We start from the raw sequence: 18,504 nt of genomic DNA, 5'->3' as shown, positions 1-18,504 counted from the left end.
GCAGTACATGGCCCCGCTGTTCCGCGTGGCGGCCCTGGCGCTGGGTGTCGTCATCGTCCTTCAGGTCGGGATCGCCGCGGGTGCGCCTGTATCTAGCACTAATGGCTATGCTGTCGCTGATGGTGCTGTTGACGGTAATACGACGATGACGATCGCCCTCCAGGCCGACGGCGATGCGCGTTGGAACGTGACAATGTCTGTCTCTCTGGAGGACCCGATGGCAATCGAGTCGTTCAGACAGACGGGCAAAGCGTTCGAAGCCGGTGACAGTGACGTCCTCTCGATCGAGACGTTCCGGCAATTTGGGGCGCTGGCAAGCCAGGCGACCGATCGAGAGATGGCTCTCGATAACGTTACTCGTACGGCGAGCGTCGACAACGGGACCGGACAGCTTGCGCTGTCGTTCACCTGGCGGAACTTCGGACGCGCCGAAGGGACGTACCTCTATGTCGACGATGTTTTCGAATCGCCGACCGGGACGTGGCTCGACGGATTGGCTGCCAACCAGCAACTCCTGATCGAGGCGCCAGATAGCTTCGAGATTACCAGCGCTCCCAAGGGCTTTACCAACAAGACGATCCGCTGGGCCGGGCCGACTGCATTCGAGCCGTCGTACCTGTCGATCACGTATCGTTTCGATGCGACGACGAACACACCGACCGTGACCGAAACGACAGCTGGATCGGTAGACAGCGATGGGAGCATCGGTCCAGTGCCCATTGTCCTCTTCCTGTTGATCGTGGGGGGCGGCTCAATCTACGTGTTCCGTCGTGGCGAGTTCCCGGCGTCCGATGGATCCGACACGGCTGCTGACTCGTCGTCGGCCACCAACGACGAGCAGGCGCTCGAAGCACCCGCCCAGGAACCCACAGATGCGCCGGCCGACGGCCCCGACGAGCAACCAGCTGACGACACTGACGACGGCACCGACGCCGGCTCGCTTCCGGACCGTGAGTTGTTGAGCGACGAAGAGTACGTCGAGGCGTTACTCGAGCACAACGGCGGCCGGATGAAACAAGCGGCTATCGTCTCAGAGACCGACTGGTCGAACGCAAAGGTTTCTCAGTTGCTCTCCTCGATGGCCGACGATGATCGCGTCGAGAAACTCCGGATCGGCCGCGAAAACCTCATCTCACTGCCGGAGTTTGAAAACGAAGAGTAACTGACCTGGGGTCGTGCGTCTCGGTGCCGGAAGATAGACGCCTTCGTCACGTACTTGGTCAACCAGCCCGTTACAGCCCCCAATGGAGTATTTGGAGCGACGACGGGGTCTCATCGAGGACCGACTCGAAGCAGTGCTGTCACGGGTCGATCCCGAGACGCTTTCGACGGAACTCGAACACGTCGTGCTTTCAGGCGGCAAACGAGTCCGACCGACGGTGACCCTGTTGGTCTGTGAGGCCGCGGGTGGCAAACCGGAAGAGGCGGTCGATTATGCTGTCGGCGTCGAGCTCGTCCACAACGCCTCGCTGGTCGTCGACGACATCATCGACGACTCCGAGCTGCGACGCGACGCCCCCAGCGCGTGGTCGGCGTTCGGTCACGGGCCAGCGATCGTCGCCAGCGACGGCTTACTCGGTGAGGCCTTTGCACTGTTTTCGACCGACGAACGCGCGATGCGAGCGGTCTCGGAAGCGATGGTCGATCTCGGCGAAGGCGAAGCGACTGAACTCGTCGCCAGGCCTGACTCGGAGGCGGGCTATCGCCAACTCGCCCAGCGCAAGACGGGAGCGTTGTTCCGGGCCGCGGCCGAACTGGGCGCGATCGCTGCCGACGCGGATGCTCATACGGTCGAAGCTTTCGGCCAGTACGCTGAACGCGTCGGCGTCGCCTTTCAGATGCGTGATGATGTCCTCGATGCGACGGCCGATGCAGACCAGTTGGGCAAGCCCACCGGTCACGACGCCGCGATGGAACGGCCCTCGATCGTGCAGGTGACCGACCTGTCACCTGCCGAAGCCGACGAACGCGCTCGCGAGGAATCACAGGCAGCCCTCGATCAACTCGATGCGCTCGCGGCCGAAAACCAGCAGGCACTACAGTACTTACAAGACCTGGCGACGTTCGTCGTCGCCCGGGAACGCTGAGTCGCCGGCCGTGTTCACTTGCCCAGGTCGCTTCCAAGCACTTTCGCTGCCGTGAGGATGGGGTCCCACGTCGGCCCGAACGGCGGCGCGTAGGAGAGATCTAAGTATTCGAGTTCGGTGACCGTCATTTCGTTCTGGATCGCTGTGGCGACCGTATCGATCCGCTTGGCGACGCCCTCCTCGCCGACCATACTCGCACCCAGGACCCGACCAGAGTCGGCATCGCCGACGAGTGTTATCTCGATATCGGCTCCCCCTGGGTAGTAGTGGGCACGGGACGGTGCGGTAATCGAGGTCGACACCGGGTCGAAGCCGGCAGCGCGTAGCCGTTCGCCATCGAGCAAGCCGGTCCGGGCGACTTCCAGGTCGAAGGCTTTGAGCGTGGCTGTGCCAGCGATCTCTCCGACTGGTGTCGGCTCACCGGCGACCGTCGCCCCGACCGCGCGGCCGGCCCGGTTTGCCGTCAGTGCCAGCGGAACGTGGGCTGGCTGGCCGGTAACCGCGTGCGTCATCTCGGCGCAATCGCCCGCGGCATAGACGTCTTCCGCGCTCGTTCGCCCATAGTCGTCGGTCGCGATCGCGCCCGTTGCACCCAGCTCGATACCTGCTGTCTCAGCGACCGTCACCCTCGGTGCAACACCGGCTGCGACGAGCGCCGCGTCGATCGCCTGTTCGCCCTTGTCGGTGACGATAGCCTCGACTCCGTTCCTGCCGTCGATTCGGTTGACCTGTGTGCCGGTGTGGACATCGATTCCGTTGCGCTCGAGTGTTTCGGCGACGGTTTTGCCGACCGTGCTGCCGAACGGTGAAAGTACGTGCTCGCGCATCTCGAACATTTCGACGTCGAGACCGCGGCCGCGGAAGGCTTCGGCCATCTCGATACCGACGTAGCCACCGCCGACGATGGCGACGGTCTCCTGGCCGGTCGCCTCGTCGGCGTAGGCTTTGAGCGCACGACCGGACTCCATCGTGTGTAACGTGAAGACGTCATCACGATCGAGTCCCTCGATGGGCGGCTCGATCGCTTTCGCACCTGTCGATACCAGAAGGTCGTCGTAGGACTGCTGGTACGTTTCATCTCCGGTCGTCACCGTCACTTCCCGCTCGTCGGGGTCGATCGCTGTCGCTTCTGTACCGGTCCGCAGGTCGACGTCTCGTTCGTCTCTGAATCGGTCGGCCGGGATCGCCACGAGATCTTCGAGCCGCTCGATCTCGTCTTTGACGTAGTACGGGAGGCCACAGGCACCGTAAGAAACCCACTCGCCACGTTCGAGGACCACAACCTCCCGCCCAGGGTCGTCCCGCTTTGCCTTGCTCGCCGCGCTCATCCCGGCCGCGTCGCCGCCGATCACCACGAGTGTCTCGCCCATATCGGCCGTTCGACCTGGCAGCGCTAAAGTATTGTCACGAGTGGACAACTCTCGTGGACGGCAAACGGGATGGGCGCACCATCCCGAGGTAGTCTCGCTAGTCCAAGCGTGCCTACCGAGCCGATTGGTTGGTCGTCGGCCAGTCCTGCCGCTCGATGTGATTTCTGGACGGCAAAATACCGAGTGCCGTTACAGCGAGATCGCGTCGACCGGACACTGCTGTTCGGCCTGTTCGGCCTCCGGCGTCACTTCGTCGCTGACGGCTTTGGCTAGCCCGCCGTCCATCTCGAACGTTTCCGGCGCGACGCTCGCGCAGATCTCACAGCCCGTACAGAGGTTTTGATCAACTTCTACCATCGTATCACTTCCAACTGTGACTTGTTGCTCGGCCTGTTTAGTTCAGGCGCGCGTTCCCACGTGCTGGAAACAGCAGTGAACATCCCGGCAGAATCCTGTCTCCTTGTGGCTGGAGACGCGATATCGACCCGATCACAGCTGGCACTCGTGGTTGCCACACGAGGTGGTGACACGCTGCCGGCCACTAGGCCTCCCACGGTGCCTGTGCTCCTTCGTGATCTTCGTCTTCGTCCGGCCCGTCACCGTCGTCCTCGTCGAGGAACTCCTCGTCTTCGGGAATGAACACGCCCTGTCGCATCGCTTCGAGCCGCGGCATCATACTGAAATGGTAGTAGACACTCCAGACGAGGCCGACCACGGCGGCCATTCCACCCATCGCCAGCGGATCCTCGATCCCGAGTTCCGCGACGAGGAACCCACCGGACATGACGAGTGCGACGTTGTAGACGTATATCGCAAGTTCCGAACGGTCGATGTCCATGGTGTATCGTCGCGGGACCTGGCTCAAAGGAACTGTCGGTCCCGATCGCCCGCGAGCTGCCTGTCACGGCTGGCTGCTCAGTCGTCGTGACCGACCGTTTCGCCTGGATAGTCTTTCTCGCCAGCCTCGATACGGATATCGAGCCAGTTTGCCGTGGGAACGAGTGGACACTCGTAGGCCCCATTGTACGCACAGGTTGGGTTATACGCCTGGTTGAAGTCAAGGATCCATTCGCCGTCGTCCGTCTGCTGGCTTTCGGGTTCGAGGTCGAGATACCGGCCAGCGCCGTACGTTTCGCCGTCGTTCGTCGCGTCGCGGAACGGCACCCAGAAGCGATCCTCGCCCGATGCGGGCCGGTAGGCCTGTAACGTGACGGATTCGTCGTCGATCTCGACAGTGAATGTGCCGTACCGGACGTACCGTTGCTTGCCGTCTGCGGTCGTTTCGACCGTGAGCTCCGCTTTCTCGTCGTGTTCTTCCAGCGGGACTTCGAAGCGATAGGCCCGGTCTACCTCGTAGTACTCGAGTCCGGGGAACGCGGCGTGATTCGGGATCGGGGATCGCGGATGATCGGCGAAATACGTCTCCTTTTCCCCACGCTGTTCGCGAATTCGCTGGCTGTAATCTTCGGTGCTCATCACGCGTCGATACGGCCCCCGGACAGTTAACGGTATTGCGCGTCTCACTCAACACCATAGGATGCCCGCGGCATCCTGCCGCCCTCGCTTACTGTTGGAGGCGACTCAACCACTGACCGACGCGGCCGGAACTACCCGTCACGAGCCGATCGGAGTTGAAGACCCGGATCGCGAGCCAGATCATCCCGATCGCGAAGATCGCTTCGTAGACGATCCCGCCGATAACCATCGTGGTGTCGTTCAACAGCAGTCGTTTGGGGGCGATCGCCGGGTGGGTGAACGGAATCGCGAGCAGGATCGCCCGGAGCGGCAGCGACAATTTGGCGACGTCGGTGAACATCGTCGCGAACATGGGCACGATCGCCAGAATGGAGATGGGAAACAGCAGCATCTGTGCACCCTGGCGGTCGCCGGCGAAAATGCCCAACACGAGTGCTAGCGCGAGGACGCCGACCAGCGAGAGGAACAGCGAGATCCCGACGATCGCGTAGTCGACAATCCCCAGCGAGAGGGCTGCACTCGCTGTGCCGTCGGTGAACGACGACTGATAGTAGTAAATCGAGACTGTATAGAGGGCCGCCCCGAGCAGTCCGATCGAGGCGCTGCCGACGAGTTTCGCCGCGACAATCGTCGATCGTTTGACGGGCATCGTCAACAGGGTTTCGAGCGTTTTGTTCTCTTTTTCGGCCCCCATCGAGTTGATTACCATCTGGCCGGAGAAGATGATCACGAACATGATGACAACGGGGATGAAGATGAACTGCGTGGCGAACGACCCCGAGAGTGTCCCGGGCGAGGTATTTTCGAGCGTCGTGCCTTCCAGATACGTCGTGTACGCCGGCCGGATCGGATCGAGCATCGCTGGTGTCGTTCCGGTGACGTTCAGTGTCAGGACGCGACCGGTCGCTTGGAGGCGCTGATCGACCTGTGCCGACGACGAGATGCCCGAGAGGCTGAGCGACCTGACGACCGAGTGAACGCCGACGGTGCCAGCCTTCCGCTGGTGGATGCGTTCGGTGAACCCGTCGGGGATGACGATCAATGCTTCACCACCCCGTTCGTCGACCATCTCGACAGCAGCGGCTGGGTCGCCCGATTCGGCGTAGTAGACGACCGAGGCGTTCTGACCGATGGTCGCGTTGACGAGTTCGCCGTACTGGCCGTCGTCTTCGTTGAGGATGCCGATCTCGGGTTGACCAGCTGTGGTATCGTCGATGCCTCCGATTCCTTGACCCAGCCCGACGAATATCACGGGAATCAGTAGGATCGGGAGGAGGTACCGTGGCCGGAGGAGTTCGCGAGTCTCCTTCCAGAGTAGTCGCCAGAAGTGATTCATGCCACCGCCTCCAGAAAGGCCTCTTCGAGATTTTCGGCGTCGTACGTTTCGATCACGTCCTGTGGGGCACCGTCGGCGACGATCTGGCCGTCGTTGAGTAGCCCGATCCGGTCACACAAGTATTCGACTTCGAGCATGTTGTGACTCGACAGCAGGACGCTGCGATCCTGGCCGGGAAATTCCTTGACCGTTTTCCGGATCGTCCTGGCGTTTTCGACGTCTAACCCCGACGTCGGCTCGTCTAAGATCGCCAGGTCCGGTTCGGTCATGATCGTACTCGCAAGCAGGAGCTTCCGGGTCATTCCCTTCGAATACTCGCTGGTCTTGCTCTCGATGCGTTCGTCCAGGTCGGCGATTTCGATGCCACGCTCGACGAGTTCCTCGGGCCTGTCGCTGTAGAAGTCCGCGACGAACTCCAGATACTGCCGGCCGGTGAGGTTGTCGTAGGACCCGGCGTCTTCGGGCAGGTACCGGATACGCTTACGTACCGCGTTGGGATCGCTCTGGACGTCAGTGCCGAACACGGACACGGTTCCGCTGTCAACGTTCAACAGTGTCGAGAGTGTCCGTAGCGTCGTGGTCTTGCCAGCGCCGTTGGGGCCGACCAGTCCGAATATCTCGCCGGGCTCGACGCTGAAGGAGACGCCCTGGAGGGCCTGTACGTCGTCGTATCGTTTTTCCAGGTCGGCTACCTGGACTGCTGTGGGACCCATCGGTTCTCGTCGTGATTGTCTCACAGGGCCTCAATTACGCTTTTGGTCCTGACAGTATCGGCCGCTGAGAAACACGCGGCGTTTGCGAGTTCAGACCACGTCGGGACGAACCCGAAAGCGCTGATAGGCTCCGTGAGACAGTTCCAATGCCCCGAGCCACCAGTTCCAGCGCTCGGCGAGTGTCGATCCGTCGGGCGCGTCGGCCAGATTCGTGATGACGATCTCGACACCCAGTGACTCGTCGAAATCAGCCTCGTACACCCCTCGGTCCGCCAGGTCGGTTGCTTCTCGGGCCACGATCCGAGCAACGTCTTGGTCGGCCTCGAACCGCTCGACAAGCCGGGCGTGCAGGCGCTGTCGATCCACGTCTGAGCGTTCGTCGGTGCCCTCTTGAACCCTCCGAGTTGCTCTCACTCGTGACCGATGATCGGTTGGGGCTCGTACGGTTCTTCTAGATACTCGACGTCCGACTCGGTGAGATCGATCTCCATGGCCTCGACGGCGTCCTCTAAGTGTTCGACGCTGGTCGTCCCGACGATCGGAGCCGTAACGTACTCGTTTTGATACTGCCAGGCCAGGGCGATCTGGGCCATCGTCACGCCGTATTCGTCGGCCAGTTCCTGAACACGCTCGTTGATCTCTCTGCCTCCGCCACGGGTGTACTGGTCGGTCGGATTGTGGAAGTTCTCGGGGTCGCCGCGGTCGGTCGCCTCTAGCTCTTCGAACGGGCGCGTCAGGAAGCCCTGGCCGAGCGGCCCCCACGGGATCACACCCATGTCTTCCTCGTCGGTCAGGGGCAACATTTCCCGCTCTTCTTCGCGGTAAGCCAGGTGGTAGTGGTTTTGCATCGTCTCGTAGCTCACGAGATCTTCGCGCTCGCTCACCTGCAGGCGCTCGGCCAGTTGATAGGCCCACATCGAGGAGGTCCCGACGTGCCGGACTTTTCCCTGCCGGACGGCATCGTCCAGCGCCCGCAACGTCGTCTCTGGTGGCGTGTTCGGATCGACTCGGTGAGTCTGATAGAGATCGATCGTGTCCATGCCCAACCGATCGAGACTGTTCGCTAGTTCCTGTTGGATCGTCTTACGTGAGAGCCCGGCGGCGTTGGGCGTCTCCTCGCCGACGGGAAAGCGAACCTTCGTCGCGACAACTTGCTCGTCACGGTCGTATTCGTCGAGAATATCGCCCAGAATCGCCTCGCTTTTGCCGTCGGAATACGCGTTCGCGGTATCGAAGAAGTTGACGCCAAGATCGATTGCACGTTCGATGATCTCCCGACTTGCTTGCTCGTCGAGCATCCAGGGCTCCTCGTCGCCAAAGCTCATGGCCCCGAGGCACAGCTCACTGACTTCCATTCCGGTCGAACCGAGTGTCGTGTACTCCATACAGTGGCTGTTCGCTACCCAGCGCCAAATCTGTTACGTGTGAATGACTATATCATCACCTGTAATTGGAGTGGACTACATCTCGAAGGCGTAGAACTGCTCGGGATCGGGGAAAAACTGCTCGGGATCGTCGTGCTCGATTGTTCCCACCGGCGTGCCATCGAGCTGTTTGACGTGTGTGAACATCTTTTCGCGTTCGAGGGCCGCCCGGACCAGTGGCGGGGCGTGTTGCATCCGGTAGGTCCCGGCAACGAACAGCGCCAGCTGTTCGTCGAGGTCGAGACATTCTGTGACGACGAAGGCGTGACCGCTACTCGTCGCCTGGTAGACGACCGTTTCCTCGAAGGTTGCCCGATCAGCGAACGACTCCAACTCTCCAGCCTGGTTGCTCGGGACGATGTAGACCAGTCCCCACTCTTCGTCCTCGCCCGAGTCGGGGGGTTTGGGCGTCGTATCGTCGGATGTGAGTACGAGCGTCTCGAAGCCGTTGGCGGCCCGGTCTCTCGCCATCGCCTCGGCGTCCTGTAGTGTCTGTTCCCACCCACTGTGGGCCTGTTCGCTGGTCGCGAGCAATCGTTCGCCGTCGTCTAAGGACACGTCGTCGGGGCCGAGTCTGACCATGGGTACTGATACAGCCCCACACCATTAAGGAGTGCCCATCGCCGTGGCCCTTACCCGGCGGTAACGCCGAGTCCGACTTCGAGCAGGATCGAAACACCCAGCAAGACGAGGCTGGTGACGAACACCTTCACGTCGCGGCTCACACAAGCCTCGCGTGGGAGGTGCGTGCCCGCAAGCGGCGGCAACGTGTGGATCCGTTGTTCGAACCCGAAGGCTTGGTCCCCTTCGACGCTCATCCCGAACAGCCGGGAGACCGGCCCACGTCCGTGTGGCGTCGGCTGGATGCCGAACGTGCCAACGCCGAACAACAGAAATCCGACCACGAACAGCGCGTACTTGAGTGTTATCAGCCCATCGCCAAACACTAGCGATAGAATGGCCAGCACAAGCACCACGACTGCCGAGACGTACCCGACCCACAGCGCGAACTCGGCGTACCGCAACCTGCTAAGAGTCACTGGTACGACGTTCGATGACCGGCTTTACGTCCTCGTAGTCAGATTCGTGACGGTGGCAGTAGCTCATGTGATCGGCTTCCCCGACAGGGTGAAAGTCCGGCCGCTTGAGGTCACAGACGCCGTTGAACGCGTCGTTCAGATGGTCGCGTGCATCTGTCGGCCGTCCCTCTTTTACCAGTTGGGCAGCCGTTTCGATGTGTTCGTCGACGTCTGCCGGGACATCGAGGTCGCCAAAGAAGTCTGCGACTGTCTCGTCGATGTCGTCGTACGCCGAGAACCGTCCGAGCTGACGTTTGAGGCGATTGACGGCACTGAGATTCATTCGTGACCGCTCACGGACGACTTCCCGGAAGCGTTCGATCGCGTCCCAGACCGCCTCGTCGACGTCTTCGTATCCCTCTGGCCGGATCTTGGCCGGACACCGCGTCGAGAACTGACAGCCTGTCGGCGGATCGCGGGGACTTGGTGGAGTCCCCGGTAGCGTGATGCGACGGGAAGATGCCGACGGATCCGGATGTGGGATCGCCGAGAGGAGTGACCGCGTGTAGGGATTGTGCGCGTCCGCATAGACTGCCTCGGTGTCGCTTATCTCCATTATTTTCCCGAGGTACATGACTGCGACCCGATCACAGATGTGCCTCACGACCGCCAAGTCGTGGGCGATAAACAGGTACGTGAGATCGAACTCTTCTTGGAGATCCTCGAGCAGCGTGATGATCTTCGCTTGCACGGAGACGTCGAGTGCACTGACTGGTTCGTCGAGGACCAGAAACTCCGGCTCGAGGGCTAACGCTCGTGCGATGCCGACTCGCTGGCGCTGGCCGCCCGAGAACTGGTGGGGATACCGATAGTAGTGTTCCTCCCGGAGCCCGACCGACGTCAGCAGGTCCAACACTCGCTCTTGGCGCTCCGTTTTGGTCTTCCAGTCGTGGGCGTCGAGCGGTTCGCGAATGATCTCTCCGACTGTCATCCGGTCGTTCAGGCTAGACTGGGGGTCCTGAAAGACCATCTGGGCGTTCCGACGCCAGTCTTTCAGCTCCTCGCCCGATAGTGTCGTAATGTCAGTCCCGTCGAAGGAAATGGTCCCCTCGGTCGCCTCTTCGAGGCGAACGAGCGTTCGCCCGAGCGTGCTTTTCCCACAGCCAGACTCACCGACCAGTCCCAGTGTCTCCCCGCGTTTGATCGAGAAGCTCACGCCGTCGACGGCTTTGACGGAGGAACTGGCGAACATACCGCCGTCACCGTAGTGTTTTTTCAGATTCTCGACCTCGATCAGCGTCTCACCCAACTGTGCCGCCTGTTCGGGCTGTTCGATCCCGCTACTCATCTGTAGTCACCTCTGTTTCGACATCTTCCCGGTCTGCTAGTGCTCTGTGGTGCTTGAGCCGCTCGTCTTCTGTCTTGTCTTCGGGATAGAGCAGACATGCTGCGGTGTGTTCGACTGTCTCGCCGACGTCGATGTGTTGGGGTGCCATCTCGTCGCAGGCGCCAAACGCCTGTGGACACCGAGGCGCAAACCGACAGTGGTCGGCCGGGGCGTTCGGGGTCGGCACTTCGCCTTCGATGGTGTTGAGCCCCTCTCCACGGGAGTGTTCGCCCGGTATCGACTCGATGAGGGCACGCGTGTATGGGTGCTCTGGTCGATCGAAGAGGTTCTCGACTGACGCCTTCTCGACGATCTGTCCAGCGTACATCACGTTCACGCGATCGGAGATATCGGCGATGACTCCCATGTCGTGCGTGATGAACAGGATTGCAAGGTCACGCTCCGCCTGGAGGTCCTTTAGCAGATCCAGTATCTGTGCTTGAATCGTCACGTCGAGTGCGGTCGTCGGCTCGTCGGCGATCAGCAGGTCTGGTTCACAGGCCAGCATCATCGCGATGACTGCCCGTTGGCGCATCCCTCCGGAAAACTCGTGTGGGTGCTCGTCGAGACGGCGTTTCGCGTCGGGGATACCCACTGATTCCAGTAGTTTTGTCGCCTCTTTGGTTGCTTGTGCGCCTGTGATCCCGCGATTGATCTCCAAGGCTTCCCGGATCTGATTGCCGATCGTATAGACGGGATTGAGCGACTGCTGGGGGTCCTGAAAGACCATACCGATCCCGCTTCCACGGATTTGCCGATACTCGGCATCGGAGAATGCCGTCAACTCTTGGCCCTTGAATCGGATCGACGATTCCGGAAGTACCTCTCCCGGGGAGTCGACCAGACCCATGATCGAGCGGGCGGTGACGCTCTTGCCCGAGCCCGATTCACCGACGATACCGACCGTTTCGCCGGGATAGACATCGAAGTTCACGCTGTCGACGGCCCGGATCGTCTCCCGGTCGGTATGGAAGACTGTCTGGAGATCTCGGACCGAAAGCAGCGGCTCACCTTCCCCGCGTGCGCTCTCGGCAGCTTCCTCACGGGACATCAGGCACCACCCCCTGCAGCCGCCTCTTTGGCTTCGGCGCTTTCGGTCTCGGGATCGATCGCATCCCGAATGCCGTCGCCGAAGGCGTTGAGGCCGGTCACCAGCACGACGATGATCAGCCCAGAGAGCAGCGAGATGTGCCACGATGACGTCGCGACGTAGCTCTGGCCGAGCGAGACAGCCCGTCCCCAGGCCGGCGTCGGCGCACTGATCCCGAGCCCGTTACCGAGGAACGACAGCGCCGAGAGGCTGATGATGATACCACCGGTCGTCATCGAGGCGTACACGAGCAGGTAGCCCACGATGTACGGGAGCATGTGTTTGCGCATGATCGTGCGCGGGCGCTGCCCGAAGCTTCGTGCGGCATCGACCCACTCCTCTTGGGCCACCTGGAGGGCCGGCCCACGTACAGCCCGCCAGAGAAGCGGCCAGGTCGTAAACGCGAACACGAGCGCGAGGATGAACCCGCCGTCTAAGATGTTCCCGAGCCAGTGGTTCGCGAAGACCGCACTCACCATGATCAACAGGATCAACCGTGGGACTGAGACGATCCCGTCGGCAGTGGTGAGGATGCCCAGATCGATCGAACCGCCGTAGTACGCCGAGACCATCGACAGTACGGCCGCGATGAGTGTCGCAATCCCGATTGCCATCCCAGCGACGATCATCGTGATCCGGGCGCCACCCATGAGGAACGTGAACAGATCGCGCCCGTTACTCAGTGTCCCGAATGGATGGAACCGGTCGAAGTTGTCGTAGGTCATCGGCCCCACGTTCTCACCGCTCCCCTTGGATTTCGAGTTGAAGTTGGCGTCGCCGACGAAGACTGTTTCGACTGATTCGGCTTCTGCGTCGTAGTACTTGATCTCGTGGCTGTAGGAACTCTGGATGTTCTGTTCGACGGTCGTCGGCCCGAGTGCCGGCCCGAAAATCGCCATCGTCAGGTACAACAAGAGGACGAGAATGCCGAACTGTCCCCAGCGGTGGCCCCGGAGCCGTCTGACCATGTCGTCGGTCGGTGTCCAGTCGGCCTGCCGGTAGTGATCGCGATAGACCTTCCAGCCACGGTACAGCCAGTAGCTCACGAGCAGTGCGTAGACGACGATCAGCGTGAGTCGCAGTGCCCATGCGAGTGCAGGCTCCAGTCCCAGGAACGTCCCTTTCCACGGGCCGTTCGGGCCGGCCATATACCCCTGATTGGGGATCGTTTCCCGGCCCAACAGCGTCGGGAGCGAGCCGGCCCACTCCGCCAGACCCGTCAAAAACGTCGAGCCGGCTGCTTGAACGTCGAGGACTGTACTCGTTGCACCCCCGGCGACGGCCCCGACGAGCAACTCGACGAGAGCCGTCACGCCGACGAACGTCCGTTCGAGTGTGGCGAACAGGAGTGCCGCGTACGTGCCGAACTCGACGGCGATCAAGGCGAGTAGCACGGCGAGCCACCGGAGGAACGGCCGTGGCGATTCGGCGATTCGCGTTCGGAGCCGCACGCGTTCGAACCCGGTCAACTCCTCGCGCGTCGTGGTAGCTGTAGTATCCGACATCGATGTCACCTCTCTGTGTCCTCCAACGTGATCCGCGGATCGATGAACGTATACAGGATGTCTTGGGCAATGTTCACGGTCACCTGCACGATGATGAACAAGAAGACAAGCGCCATCACGAGCGGGATGTCAGGCCCCAGGACGCCCCGGAAGAACATGTTGCCAAGTCCCCGGATCGAGAAGACCTTCTCGACGAGGACGGAACCTCCGATCAGCAGATAGAACTCGCCCATGATGATCGGGAGGAGTGGGATCAAGGCGTTGCGGCCGACGTGTTTGGTCACGATTCGCCGCCCGGAGACGCCCTTTGCCTTTGCGGTCTCGACGTACTTCGAGTTGATACTCTCGAGGACGGCTGTGCGACCGATTCGGATCTCGTTGCCCATCGAGGACGATCCCAAGACGAGTGCTGCCGGAAGGATCCACTTGATTGCAGTGGCGATGTTTGTCCACTTCGGGACGGGGATCCAGATCGCTTCTAGCAGTGGAATGCCAGCAAATAGATGTATGCTTCCGAACATATTCGACACTGCGTCGGACGTCCCGATCACGTCGGTCGAAATCCAGAGATCGGGGTAAAACGACAGGAGACCGCCGGCAGAGAGTAATCCGACTACCATCACCGCGAGCCAGAAGTTCGGCATCGCCCGCCAGATGATGCCTCCGCCCGAGGCGATGTAGTCTCGCCAGGTGTTGGCCCGGAGACCGGCGTACAGCCCGCCGGGAATACCGACCACCAATGCGACGGCGACTGACCAGAACCCGAGCCACAGCGTCACAGGCATTCGGTTCAGGATGAGGTCACCGACTGGCGTGCCACGCTGGATGATCCACGACTGGCCGAAATCGAACGTGAGGAGGTCGGTGAGGACCTTCAGATACTGCGACCAGAGTGGGACTGTCGAGCCGTCTTGGTAGATGAGTCCGAGTGCAACTTTCAGTTGACGGATGTCTTCCGGTGTCGCGTCCTGTCCGAGGATGTTCAATACGGGGTCGATCGGCCCCAGATAGAGGACCATGAAACTCATCGTGATCCCGAACAGGAACACGGGGACAGCGAGCAACAGCCGTTTGAACAGGTACAGTAAACGGTTCATTTCATCCCTCCACGCAGCGTCTGTCTGAGACGGTCGTGTGTCCTGCCACTCTGGAGAGCGTCGTTATCTGTGTCTTTCCGGTGGTCCGGTGACGATCGAGACGACAGTACGATACCTTGTCGTTCAGGGGACGGTATCGTCAGCCACGACGATGGCTCCATCGAGGGCATGACTAAGTTATCCGATCGTGGTATCGGCTATATCGGTTTAACAATATCGATTGGAGTCCAGCAGCGGGTTCGTATCGCGGCTGTGTCCGTGCCTATTCCTGGTAATTCGAGTCGTACCCTTCGGCTCCACCGGGGAAGACCTGTTTGGGAACCAAGTGGTAGGCCGCTTCACCGCGGCCCTTGAAGACGCTCTCGACGAAGTCCTCACGGGTGAGCACGTAGGCCATTGCCTCGCGGACGGGCTTTGGCACCTTCTCCATGTTGAAGCCGATGTAGTACGTGTTGATCGAGGGTGTCGAGACCATGTTCACTTCCGTCCCATCGCTCATCGGCCCGTACGTCCCCAGCGTCTGGCCCTGCTCGTTGGTCGACTCTTCGGTAGCCAGCTCGGGATCGTACTGGGCCGTCGGGATCCCAGCGACGTCGGCGTTCCCGTTCTGGAAGTAGCTGTAAAGGGCGGTGGTATCGGTGATGATCGCGTCGTGGAGGTCGAAGTCAGGGACTTTGCCGTGGTAGTCCTCGAAGGCTGTCGCGCGGAACTCGCCACCGTTGCCCTCTTGCCACTGCTCGAAGACGAACGGTCCACAACCGACCGGACTCGTCGAGAACTCTTCCCAGGCCATATCGCCATCGTAGCCTTCGATGTCTCCGACGATCCCTTCGGGGACGACCGAGAACGCCGAGTAGGCGAGCACTTCGAGCGCGTAGCCGAACGGCGCGGCGAGCGAAATCGTGAACGTGTACTCGCCCGTCGCTTCGACGGCGGCCGTCTCGGCGACGACGTTACCGTCGTCGTCGGTCTCGTGTTCGATCTGGAGCACCGACAGCGGGAAGTACGTGTTCGTGGAATTGTCCGACTCGATGAGTCGCCGCATCGAGTAGACGACGTCGTCAGCGGTCACCTCGCCGTAGTCGCCGTGGAACTGAATCCCCTCTTTGAGCGTAAACTCGTACTCGGTGAGATCGTCGCTGACGGTGTAGTCCTCGACGAGGAGGGATTCGACTTCCGTCGTCCCGTTGACGTAGTTCATCGGCGCGTCGAACATGTTCATTACCTTGTCCCCGCTCTGGGTGTTCCCAGACGCGGTCGGGTCCAGGGAGCTGAACGTGCTCGAGGTCCCATTGAGGACGTCATCGCCTTCTAAGCTGTTGACAGAGATGCTGTCTTTCGCTCGCGAGGGACCCATCCCGCCCGGCGGGTTGTAGTCGACGCGATCGTACCAGAACAGCTGGTCGACGGTGTGATAGACCGGGAGTAGTGCCGCCGAGTCCCACAGCGCTCGCTCGATGTTGATGGTGGCCTCGTCACGGATGCTCTGGGCCTCGTCACCCAGACCGGGGTTGTTCTGGACCCGATCGAACTGCTCGGTGACGTACTGGCGAATTTCCTCATCGCCCTTCGTGTCTTCGGACCAGAACAACGTCTCGCCGTTCGGTGTGTAGCTTTCGGCGTCGTAGATCGTGTTCTCCGGGTCGACGAGCTGGAGGAAGTTCTGGGCGCCAGGGTAGTCGGCGACCCACCCGAGCGTGTAGGCCTCGTGGTTCCCGCTCTGGGTGGTTTCGAGCAGCGACCCGAAGTCCGAGTCGCTGATGTTCATGTTGATGTGTGCGGATTCCAGGCGTGCACGGATCGTGTTCGCCATCTCCTTCCACGCCGGGCTCTGGTACTGCAGCCAGTCGAGATCGTAGTTGTTGTCTGGCCCGTAGCCTGCCTCTTCCATCACCCGCTTGGCTTCACCGATTTTCGCCTCGTTGAGGCCATAGGGGTAGGAACTTGGGGGCTCGTATCCGTCATTCTCGGCCTCGGTTCCGGTGTCTCCACCGTCGCTTTCGGTCTCGGTCTCGGTTGCCGTCTCGCCGCTCTCGGTTTCGGTGTCTCCGCCACCACAGCCGGCCAGTCCGATACTCACCGTTGCAGCTCCGGTCGCTTTGAGGAACCGCCGCCGGTTCATTTCACTGTCGTCAGACATGATGTGACCACGTAACAAAGACGAACGTTTATATTTACTGGTACTGGCTACATTTATATCTGATTTCGAGTTGATGAGACGGCGTGCCGGGCATTTGGCCATATTTATTCTATAGTATAATTATAATTCCTCTTCTTTTGGCGGCTCCCGGCCACGCTTTAATCTGACTTCCTAACGTGTCACTATTTAGCATGCTATCGGGCCGCGTGGCTCGGTACTGCTGGTAGTGACGAATCTCTGGCTTCTGTCGGGGCTGGCTTCACTTACGACTCACTCTCTGTGTCTGTTCTCTCTGGATCATATCTGCTTGCCACGCTGCCGGTTTCGTCTTCCATCGCTGCCGTCAGCCTGAACAGAACGACGGGCGTGGATTTGAACCGCCTGAACGTCACTCGCTACCGCTCGCTCACGTTCCACTCCCTGCTTCAAATCCGCTTGCGCCAACAGCCGGCGCTGATCATTCGCTTTGCTGGTGACGTAGCGCCCGTAGAAGTGGGTTGGGGCGGATTTGAACCGCCGACCTCCTCCATGTCAAGGAGGTGTCATAACCAACCTAGACCACCAACCCGTTCGGTTCGATGCATTTCTGTCTCTCTCGCAGATGCAATTGAAGGTTTCGAAACGGAATCGCCCGACTCCACGACCGAGCCAGGCCGCTCGGCACCGCTGTTTCTCCCGGGAGAGCAACTGGCAGGCTGGAATGGCATCACTGGGTGGCCCGAATGCCTCGATGGAAGAACCCGACGGTCAACAGGGCGGCCAGTCCTGTTCCGAGTACGACGAAGATGTACATGTCTTGGACGCCGACCAGGTTGGCGATCCAGCCACCCACGACCTGGCCGAACACCCGCCCCGTTCCGAGGCCGAGTGCTGCAAGCAGCGCTTGGGCCGAGGCGCTCATCGCATCGGGCGCGTACTCGTGGGCGAGTGATACTGACGCGAGCGTGAAGAGGGCAAACCCTGCCCCCTGTGGAACTTGGGCCAGGAAGACGGCGGGAAGCGTTCCCGGGACGACGTACAGGACGAAACTGAGAGCAAGGACGATCGCTCCCACGAGCAACTGCGTCCGGTGGCGCCAGCCCAGGCGCACGATCCAGACGAACACGGCCGCCTCGGCCAGTGTGCGGACGAACCAGGCTGCACCCGTCATCGCGTCGCTGGCCTCGATCGCGCGGATGTACACCGAGAAGAACGAATTTGCCGTCGTGGTTGAGGCGCCGATGAGCAGGCCGACCGCCAACAGCAACACGAACGCAGGCTTGGTCAACAGCTGTAAACTGTCCTCGCGTAAGTCCGGCGACAACTCGCTCGCCGGCGGCTTCGGGAGCCCGCGAAGCGAGATGACGAACACGACCATCCCGATCGCGTAGACCGCGAAGATCGTCGCCGTCCCGAAGGTTTCGACGAGCGGGCCAAGCGCGAGGATCCCGACACCGAAAGCGATGCTCCCAAAGGCCCGGACGTTGCCGTAGTCGATGCCACTGGACAGGACCATCGAGTTCGCCAGGGGGACGATCGGCGAGCGGAACGCCGAGTAGATCCCGGCGGCGACGACCATCAGGACGAACGGCGACTCGATAACCATCCCGAGAGGGAACAGGAGCCCCCCGAGTATCGACACCACTGCGCCGATGGCCATCGCGAGTTTCGTCCGACCATACGCGTCGGCCACCATCCCCCAGATCGGCTGGGCGACGATGCCTGCACCGACCAGTACCGCACCGATGAGTCCCATCTGGGACTCCGAGAGCCCGATGTCCTCGAAGAATATATTTCGATACCCGGCGATGCCGTTTCCAGCGGCGTACAACACCAGATACAGCAACTGGTAGCGACGCTCGTCGCTCAGCATGCTCGCCC

Annotated in this window: 18 protein-coding genes and 1 tRNA gene; 2 read left to right on the top strand and 17 right to left on the bottom strand. The window is 61.1% G+C overall.

Features of this window, described 5'->3' with window-relative positions:
- Nucleotides 1–7 precede the first annotated feature (7 nt).
- Nucleotides 8–1,162 (top strand): hypothetical protein, encoded by a 1,155-nt coding sequence (locus FR699_RS08540; RefSeq protein ID WP_158855158.1) that lies wholly within the window; start codon nucleotides 8–10, stop codon nucleotides 1,160–1,162.
- Nucleotides 1,163–1,244: 82 nt separating this feature from the next.
- Complete coding sequence (locus FR699_RS08535) at nucleotides 1,245–2,087, top strand: polyprenyl synthetase family protein (protein ID WP_154550889.1); 843 nt, start codon at nucleotides 1,245–1,247, stop codon at nucleotides 2,085–2,087.
- Between the two features lie 14 nt (nucleotides 2,088–2,101).
- On the opposite strand, the gene FR699_RS08530 is transcribed toward FR699_RS08535, so the two are convergent.
- The 17 genes from FR699_RS08530 to FR699_RS08450 form a co-directional block, all read right to left on the bottom strand.
- Entirely contained in the window at nucleotides 2,102–3,457 is a 1,356-nt protein-coding gene (locus FR699_RS08530; protein ID WP_158855157.1) for an FAD-dependent oxidoreductase, read from the bottom strand.
- A 189-nt stretch (nucleotides 3,458–3,646) separates the two neighbouring features.
- On the bottom strand, nucleotides 3,647–3,814 hold the full coding sequence (locus FR699_RS08525; protein ID WP_154550891.1) for a ferredoxin: 168 nt from the start codon (nucleotides 3,812–3,814) through the stop codon (nucleotides 3,647–3,649).
- Nucleotides 3,815–3,998: 184 nt separating this feature from the next.
- Nucleotides 3,999–4,295, bottom strand: coding sequence for a hypothetical protein (locus FR699_RS08520; RefSeq protein WP_154550892.1), 297 nt, complete (start codon nucleotides 4,293–4,295; stop codon nucleotides 3,999–4,001).
- A gap of 77 nt (nucleotides 4,296–4,372) precedes the next feature.
- Nucleotides 4,373–4,933: a DUF1684 domain-containing protein gene (locus FR699_RS08515; RefSeq protein WP_158855156.1), complete on the bottom strand. Its 561-nt coding sequence runs from the start codon at nucleotides 4,931–4,933 to the stop codon at nucleotides 4,373–4,375.
- Nucleotides 4,934–5,021: 88 nt separating this feature from the next.
- The gene (locus FR699_RS08510) at nucleotides 5,022–6,269 is read right to left on the bottom strand and encodes an ABC transporter permease (RefSeq protein ID WP_154550894.1); all 1,248 of its coding nucleotides are present in this window, start codon (nucleotides 6,267–6,269) and stop codon (nucleotides 5,022–5,024) included.
- Nucleotides 6,266–6,982 carry an ABC transporter ATP-binding protein gene (locus FR699_RS08505; protein ID WP_158855155.1) on the bottom strand — a complete coding sequence of 239 codons (717 nt, stop codon included), beginning with the start codon at nucleotides 6,980–6,982 and terminating at the stop codon, nucleotides 6,266–6,268. The genes FR699_RS08510 and FR699_RS08505 overlap by 4 nt, the downstream gene beginning before the upstream one ends.
- A 90-nt stretch (nucleotides 6,983–7,072) precedes the next feature.
- Nucleotides 7,073–7,348, bottom strand: a complete 276-nt coding sequence (locus tag FR699_RS08500) for a hypothetical protein (RefSeq protein ID WP_158855154.1) — start codon at nucleotides 7,346–7,348, stop codon at nucleotides 7,073–7,075.
- Nucleotides 7,349–7,392: 44 nt separating this feature from the next.
- Entirely contained in the window at nucleotides 7,393–8,367 is a 975-nt protein-coding gene (locus FR699_RS08495) for an aldo/keto reductase (protein WP_154550897.1), read from the bottom strand.
- 75 nt (nucleotides 8,368–8,442) lie between these two features.
- Nucleotides 8,443–8,988 (bottom strand): hypothetical protein, encoded by a 546-nt coding sequence (locus tag FR699_RS08490; RefSeq protein ID WP_154550898.1) that lies wholly within the window; start codon nucleotides 8,986–8,988, stop codon nucleotides 8,443–8,445.
- Between the two features lie 50 nt (nucleotides 8,989–9,038).
- Nucleotides 9,039–9,446, bottom strand: coding sequence for a hypothetical protein (locus FR699_RS08485; RefSeq protein ID WP_158855153.1), 408 nt, complete (start codon nucleotides 9,444–9,446; stop codon nucleotides 9,039–9,041).
- Complete coding sequence (locus FR699_RS08480) at nucleotides 9,436–10,773, bottom strand: ABC transporter ATP-binding protein (RefSeq protein ID WP_158855152.1); 1,338 nt, start codon at nucleotides 10,771–10,773, stop codon at nucleotides 9,436–9,438. Before FR699_RS08480 ends, FR699_RS08485 begins: the two co-directional genes overlap by 11 nt.
- Nucleotides 10,766–11,863, bottom strand: coding sequence for an ABC transporter ATP-binding protein (locus FR699_RS08475; protein ID WP_158855151.1), 1,098 nt, complete (start codon nucleotides 11,861–11,863; stop codon nucleotides 10,766–10,768). The genes FR699_RS08480 and FR699_RS08475 overlap by 8 nt, the downstream gene beginning before the upstream one ends.
- Nucleotides 11,863–13,407, bottom strand: coding sequence for an ABC transporter permease (locus FR699_RS08470; RefSeq protein WP_158855150.1), 1,545 nt, complete (start codon nucleotides 13,405–13,407; stop codon nucleotides 11,863–11,865). The genes FR699_RS08475 and FR699_RS08470 overlap by 1 nt, the downstream gene beginning before the upstream one ends.
- 5 nt (nucleotides 13,408–13,412) lie before the next feature.
- Nucleotides 13,413–14,504 (bottom strand): ABC transporter permease, encoded by a 1,092-nt coding sequence (locus tag FR699_RS08465; protein WP_154550902.1) that lies wholly within the window; start codon nucleotides 14,502–14,504, stop codon nucleotides 13,413–13,415.
- Nucleotides 14,505–14,766: 262 nt separating this feature from the next.
- Nucleotides 14,767–16,644, bottom strand: coding sequence for an ABC transporter substrate-binding protein (locus FR699_RS08460; RefSeq protein ID WP_158855149.1), 1,878 nt, complete (start codon nucleotides 16,642–16,644; stop codon nucleotides 14,767–14,769).
- Between the two features lie 493 nt (nucleotides 16,645–17,137).
- Nucleotides 17,138–17,212 (bottom strand) — tRNA-Val (locus FR699_RS08455).
- A 138-nt stretch (nucleotides 17,213–17,350) separates the two neighbouring features.
- Entirely contained in the window at nucleotides 17,351–18,496 is a 1,146-nt protein-coding gene (locus FR699_RS08450) for an MFS transporter (protein WP_158855148.1), read from the bottom strand.
- Between the last annotated feature and the right edge of the window lie 8 nt (nucleotides 18,497–18,504).

It is taken from the genome of Halorhabdus sp. CUG00001 (genome assembly GCF_009797925.1).
Classification (GTDB): domain Archaea; phylum Halobacteriota; class Halobacteria; order Halobacteriales; family Haloarculaceae; genus Halorhabdus.
Note: the sequence above shows the minus strand (reverse complement) of the source record. Positions and strands in the feature narration are given on the sequence as shown.

Bases quoted from the DNA above. Each gene is read 5' to 3' on its own strand.
- FR699_RS08460 (WP_158855149.1), bottom strand. From the start codon at position 16,644: ATGTCTGACGACAGTGAAATGAACCGGCGGCGGTTCCTCAAAGCGACC.
- FR699_RS08520 (WP_154550892.1), bottom strand. From the start codon at position 4,295: ATGGACATCGACCGTTCGGAACTTGCGATATACGTCTACAACGTCGCA.
- FR699_RS08525 (WP_154550891.1), bottom strand. From the start codon at position 3,814: ATGGTAGAAGTTGATCAAAACCTCTGTACGGGCTGTGAGATCTGCGCG.
- FR699_RS08530 (WP_158855157.1), bottom strand. From the start codon at position 3,457: ATGGGCGAGACACTCGTGGTGATCGGCGGCGACGCGGCCGGGATGAGC.
- FR699_RS08505 (WP_158855155.1), bottom strand. From the start codon at position 6,982: ATGGGTCCCACAGCAGTCCAGGTAGCCGACCTGGAAAAACGATACGAC.
- FR699_RS08475 (WP_158855151.1), bottom strand. From the start codon at position 11,863: ATGTCCCGTGAGGAAGCTGCCGAGAGCGCACGCGGGGAAGGTGAGCCG.
- FR699_RS08470 (WP_158855150.1), bottom strand. From the start codon at position 13,407: ATGTCGGATACTACAGCTACCACGACGCGCGAGGAGTTGACCGGGTTC.
- FR699_RS08535 (WP_154550889.1), top strand. From the start codon at position 1,245: ATGGAGTATTTGGAGCGACGACGGGGTCTCATCGAGGACCGACTCGAA.
- FR699_RS08510 (WP_154550894.1), bottom strand. From the start codon at position 6,269: ATGAATCACTTCTGGCGACTACTCTGGAAGGAGACTCGCGAACTCCTC.
- FR699_RS08540 (WP_158855158.1), top strand. From the start codon at position 8: ATGGCCCCGCTGTTCCGCGTGGCGGCCCTGGCGCTGGGTGTCGTCATC.
- FR699_RS08480 (WP_158855152.1), bottom strand. From the start codon at position 10,773: ATGAGTAGCGGGATCGAACAGCCCGAACAGGCGGCACAGTTGGGTGAG.
- FR699_RS08495 (WP_154550897.1), bottom strand. From the start codon at position 8,367: ATGGAGTACACGACACTCGGTTCGACCGGAATGGAAGTCAGTGAGCTG.
- FR699_RS08465 (WP_154550902.1), bottom strand. From the start codon at position 14,504: ATGAACCGTTTACTGTACCTGTTCAAACGGCTGTTGCTCGCTGTCCCC.
- FR699_RS08450 (WP_158855148.1), bottom strand. From the start codon at position 18,496: ATGCTGAGCGACGAGCGTCGCTACCAGTTGCTGTATCTGGTGTTGTAC.
- FR699_RS08490 (WP_154550898.1), bottom strand. From the start codon at position 8,988: ATGGTCAGACTCGGCCCCGACGACGTGTCCTTAGACGACGGCGAACGA.
- FR699_RS08515 (WP_158855156.1), bottom strand. From the start codon at position 4,933: ATGAGCACCGAAGATTACAGCCAGCGAATTCGCGAACAGCGTGGGGAA.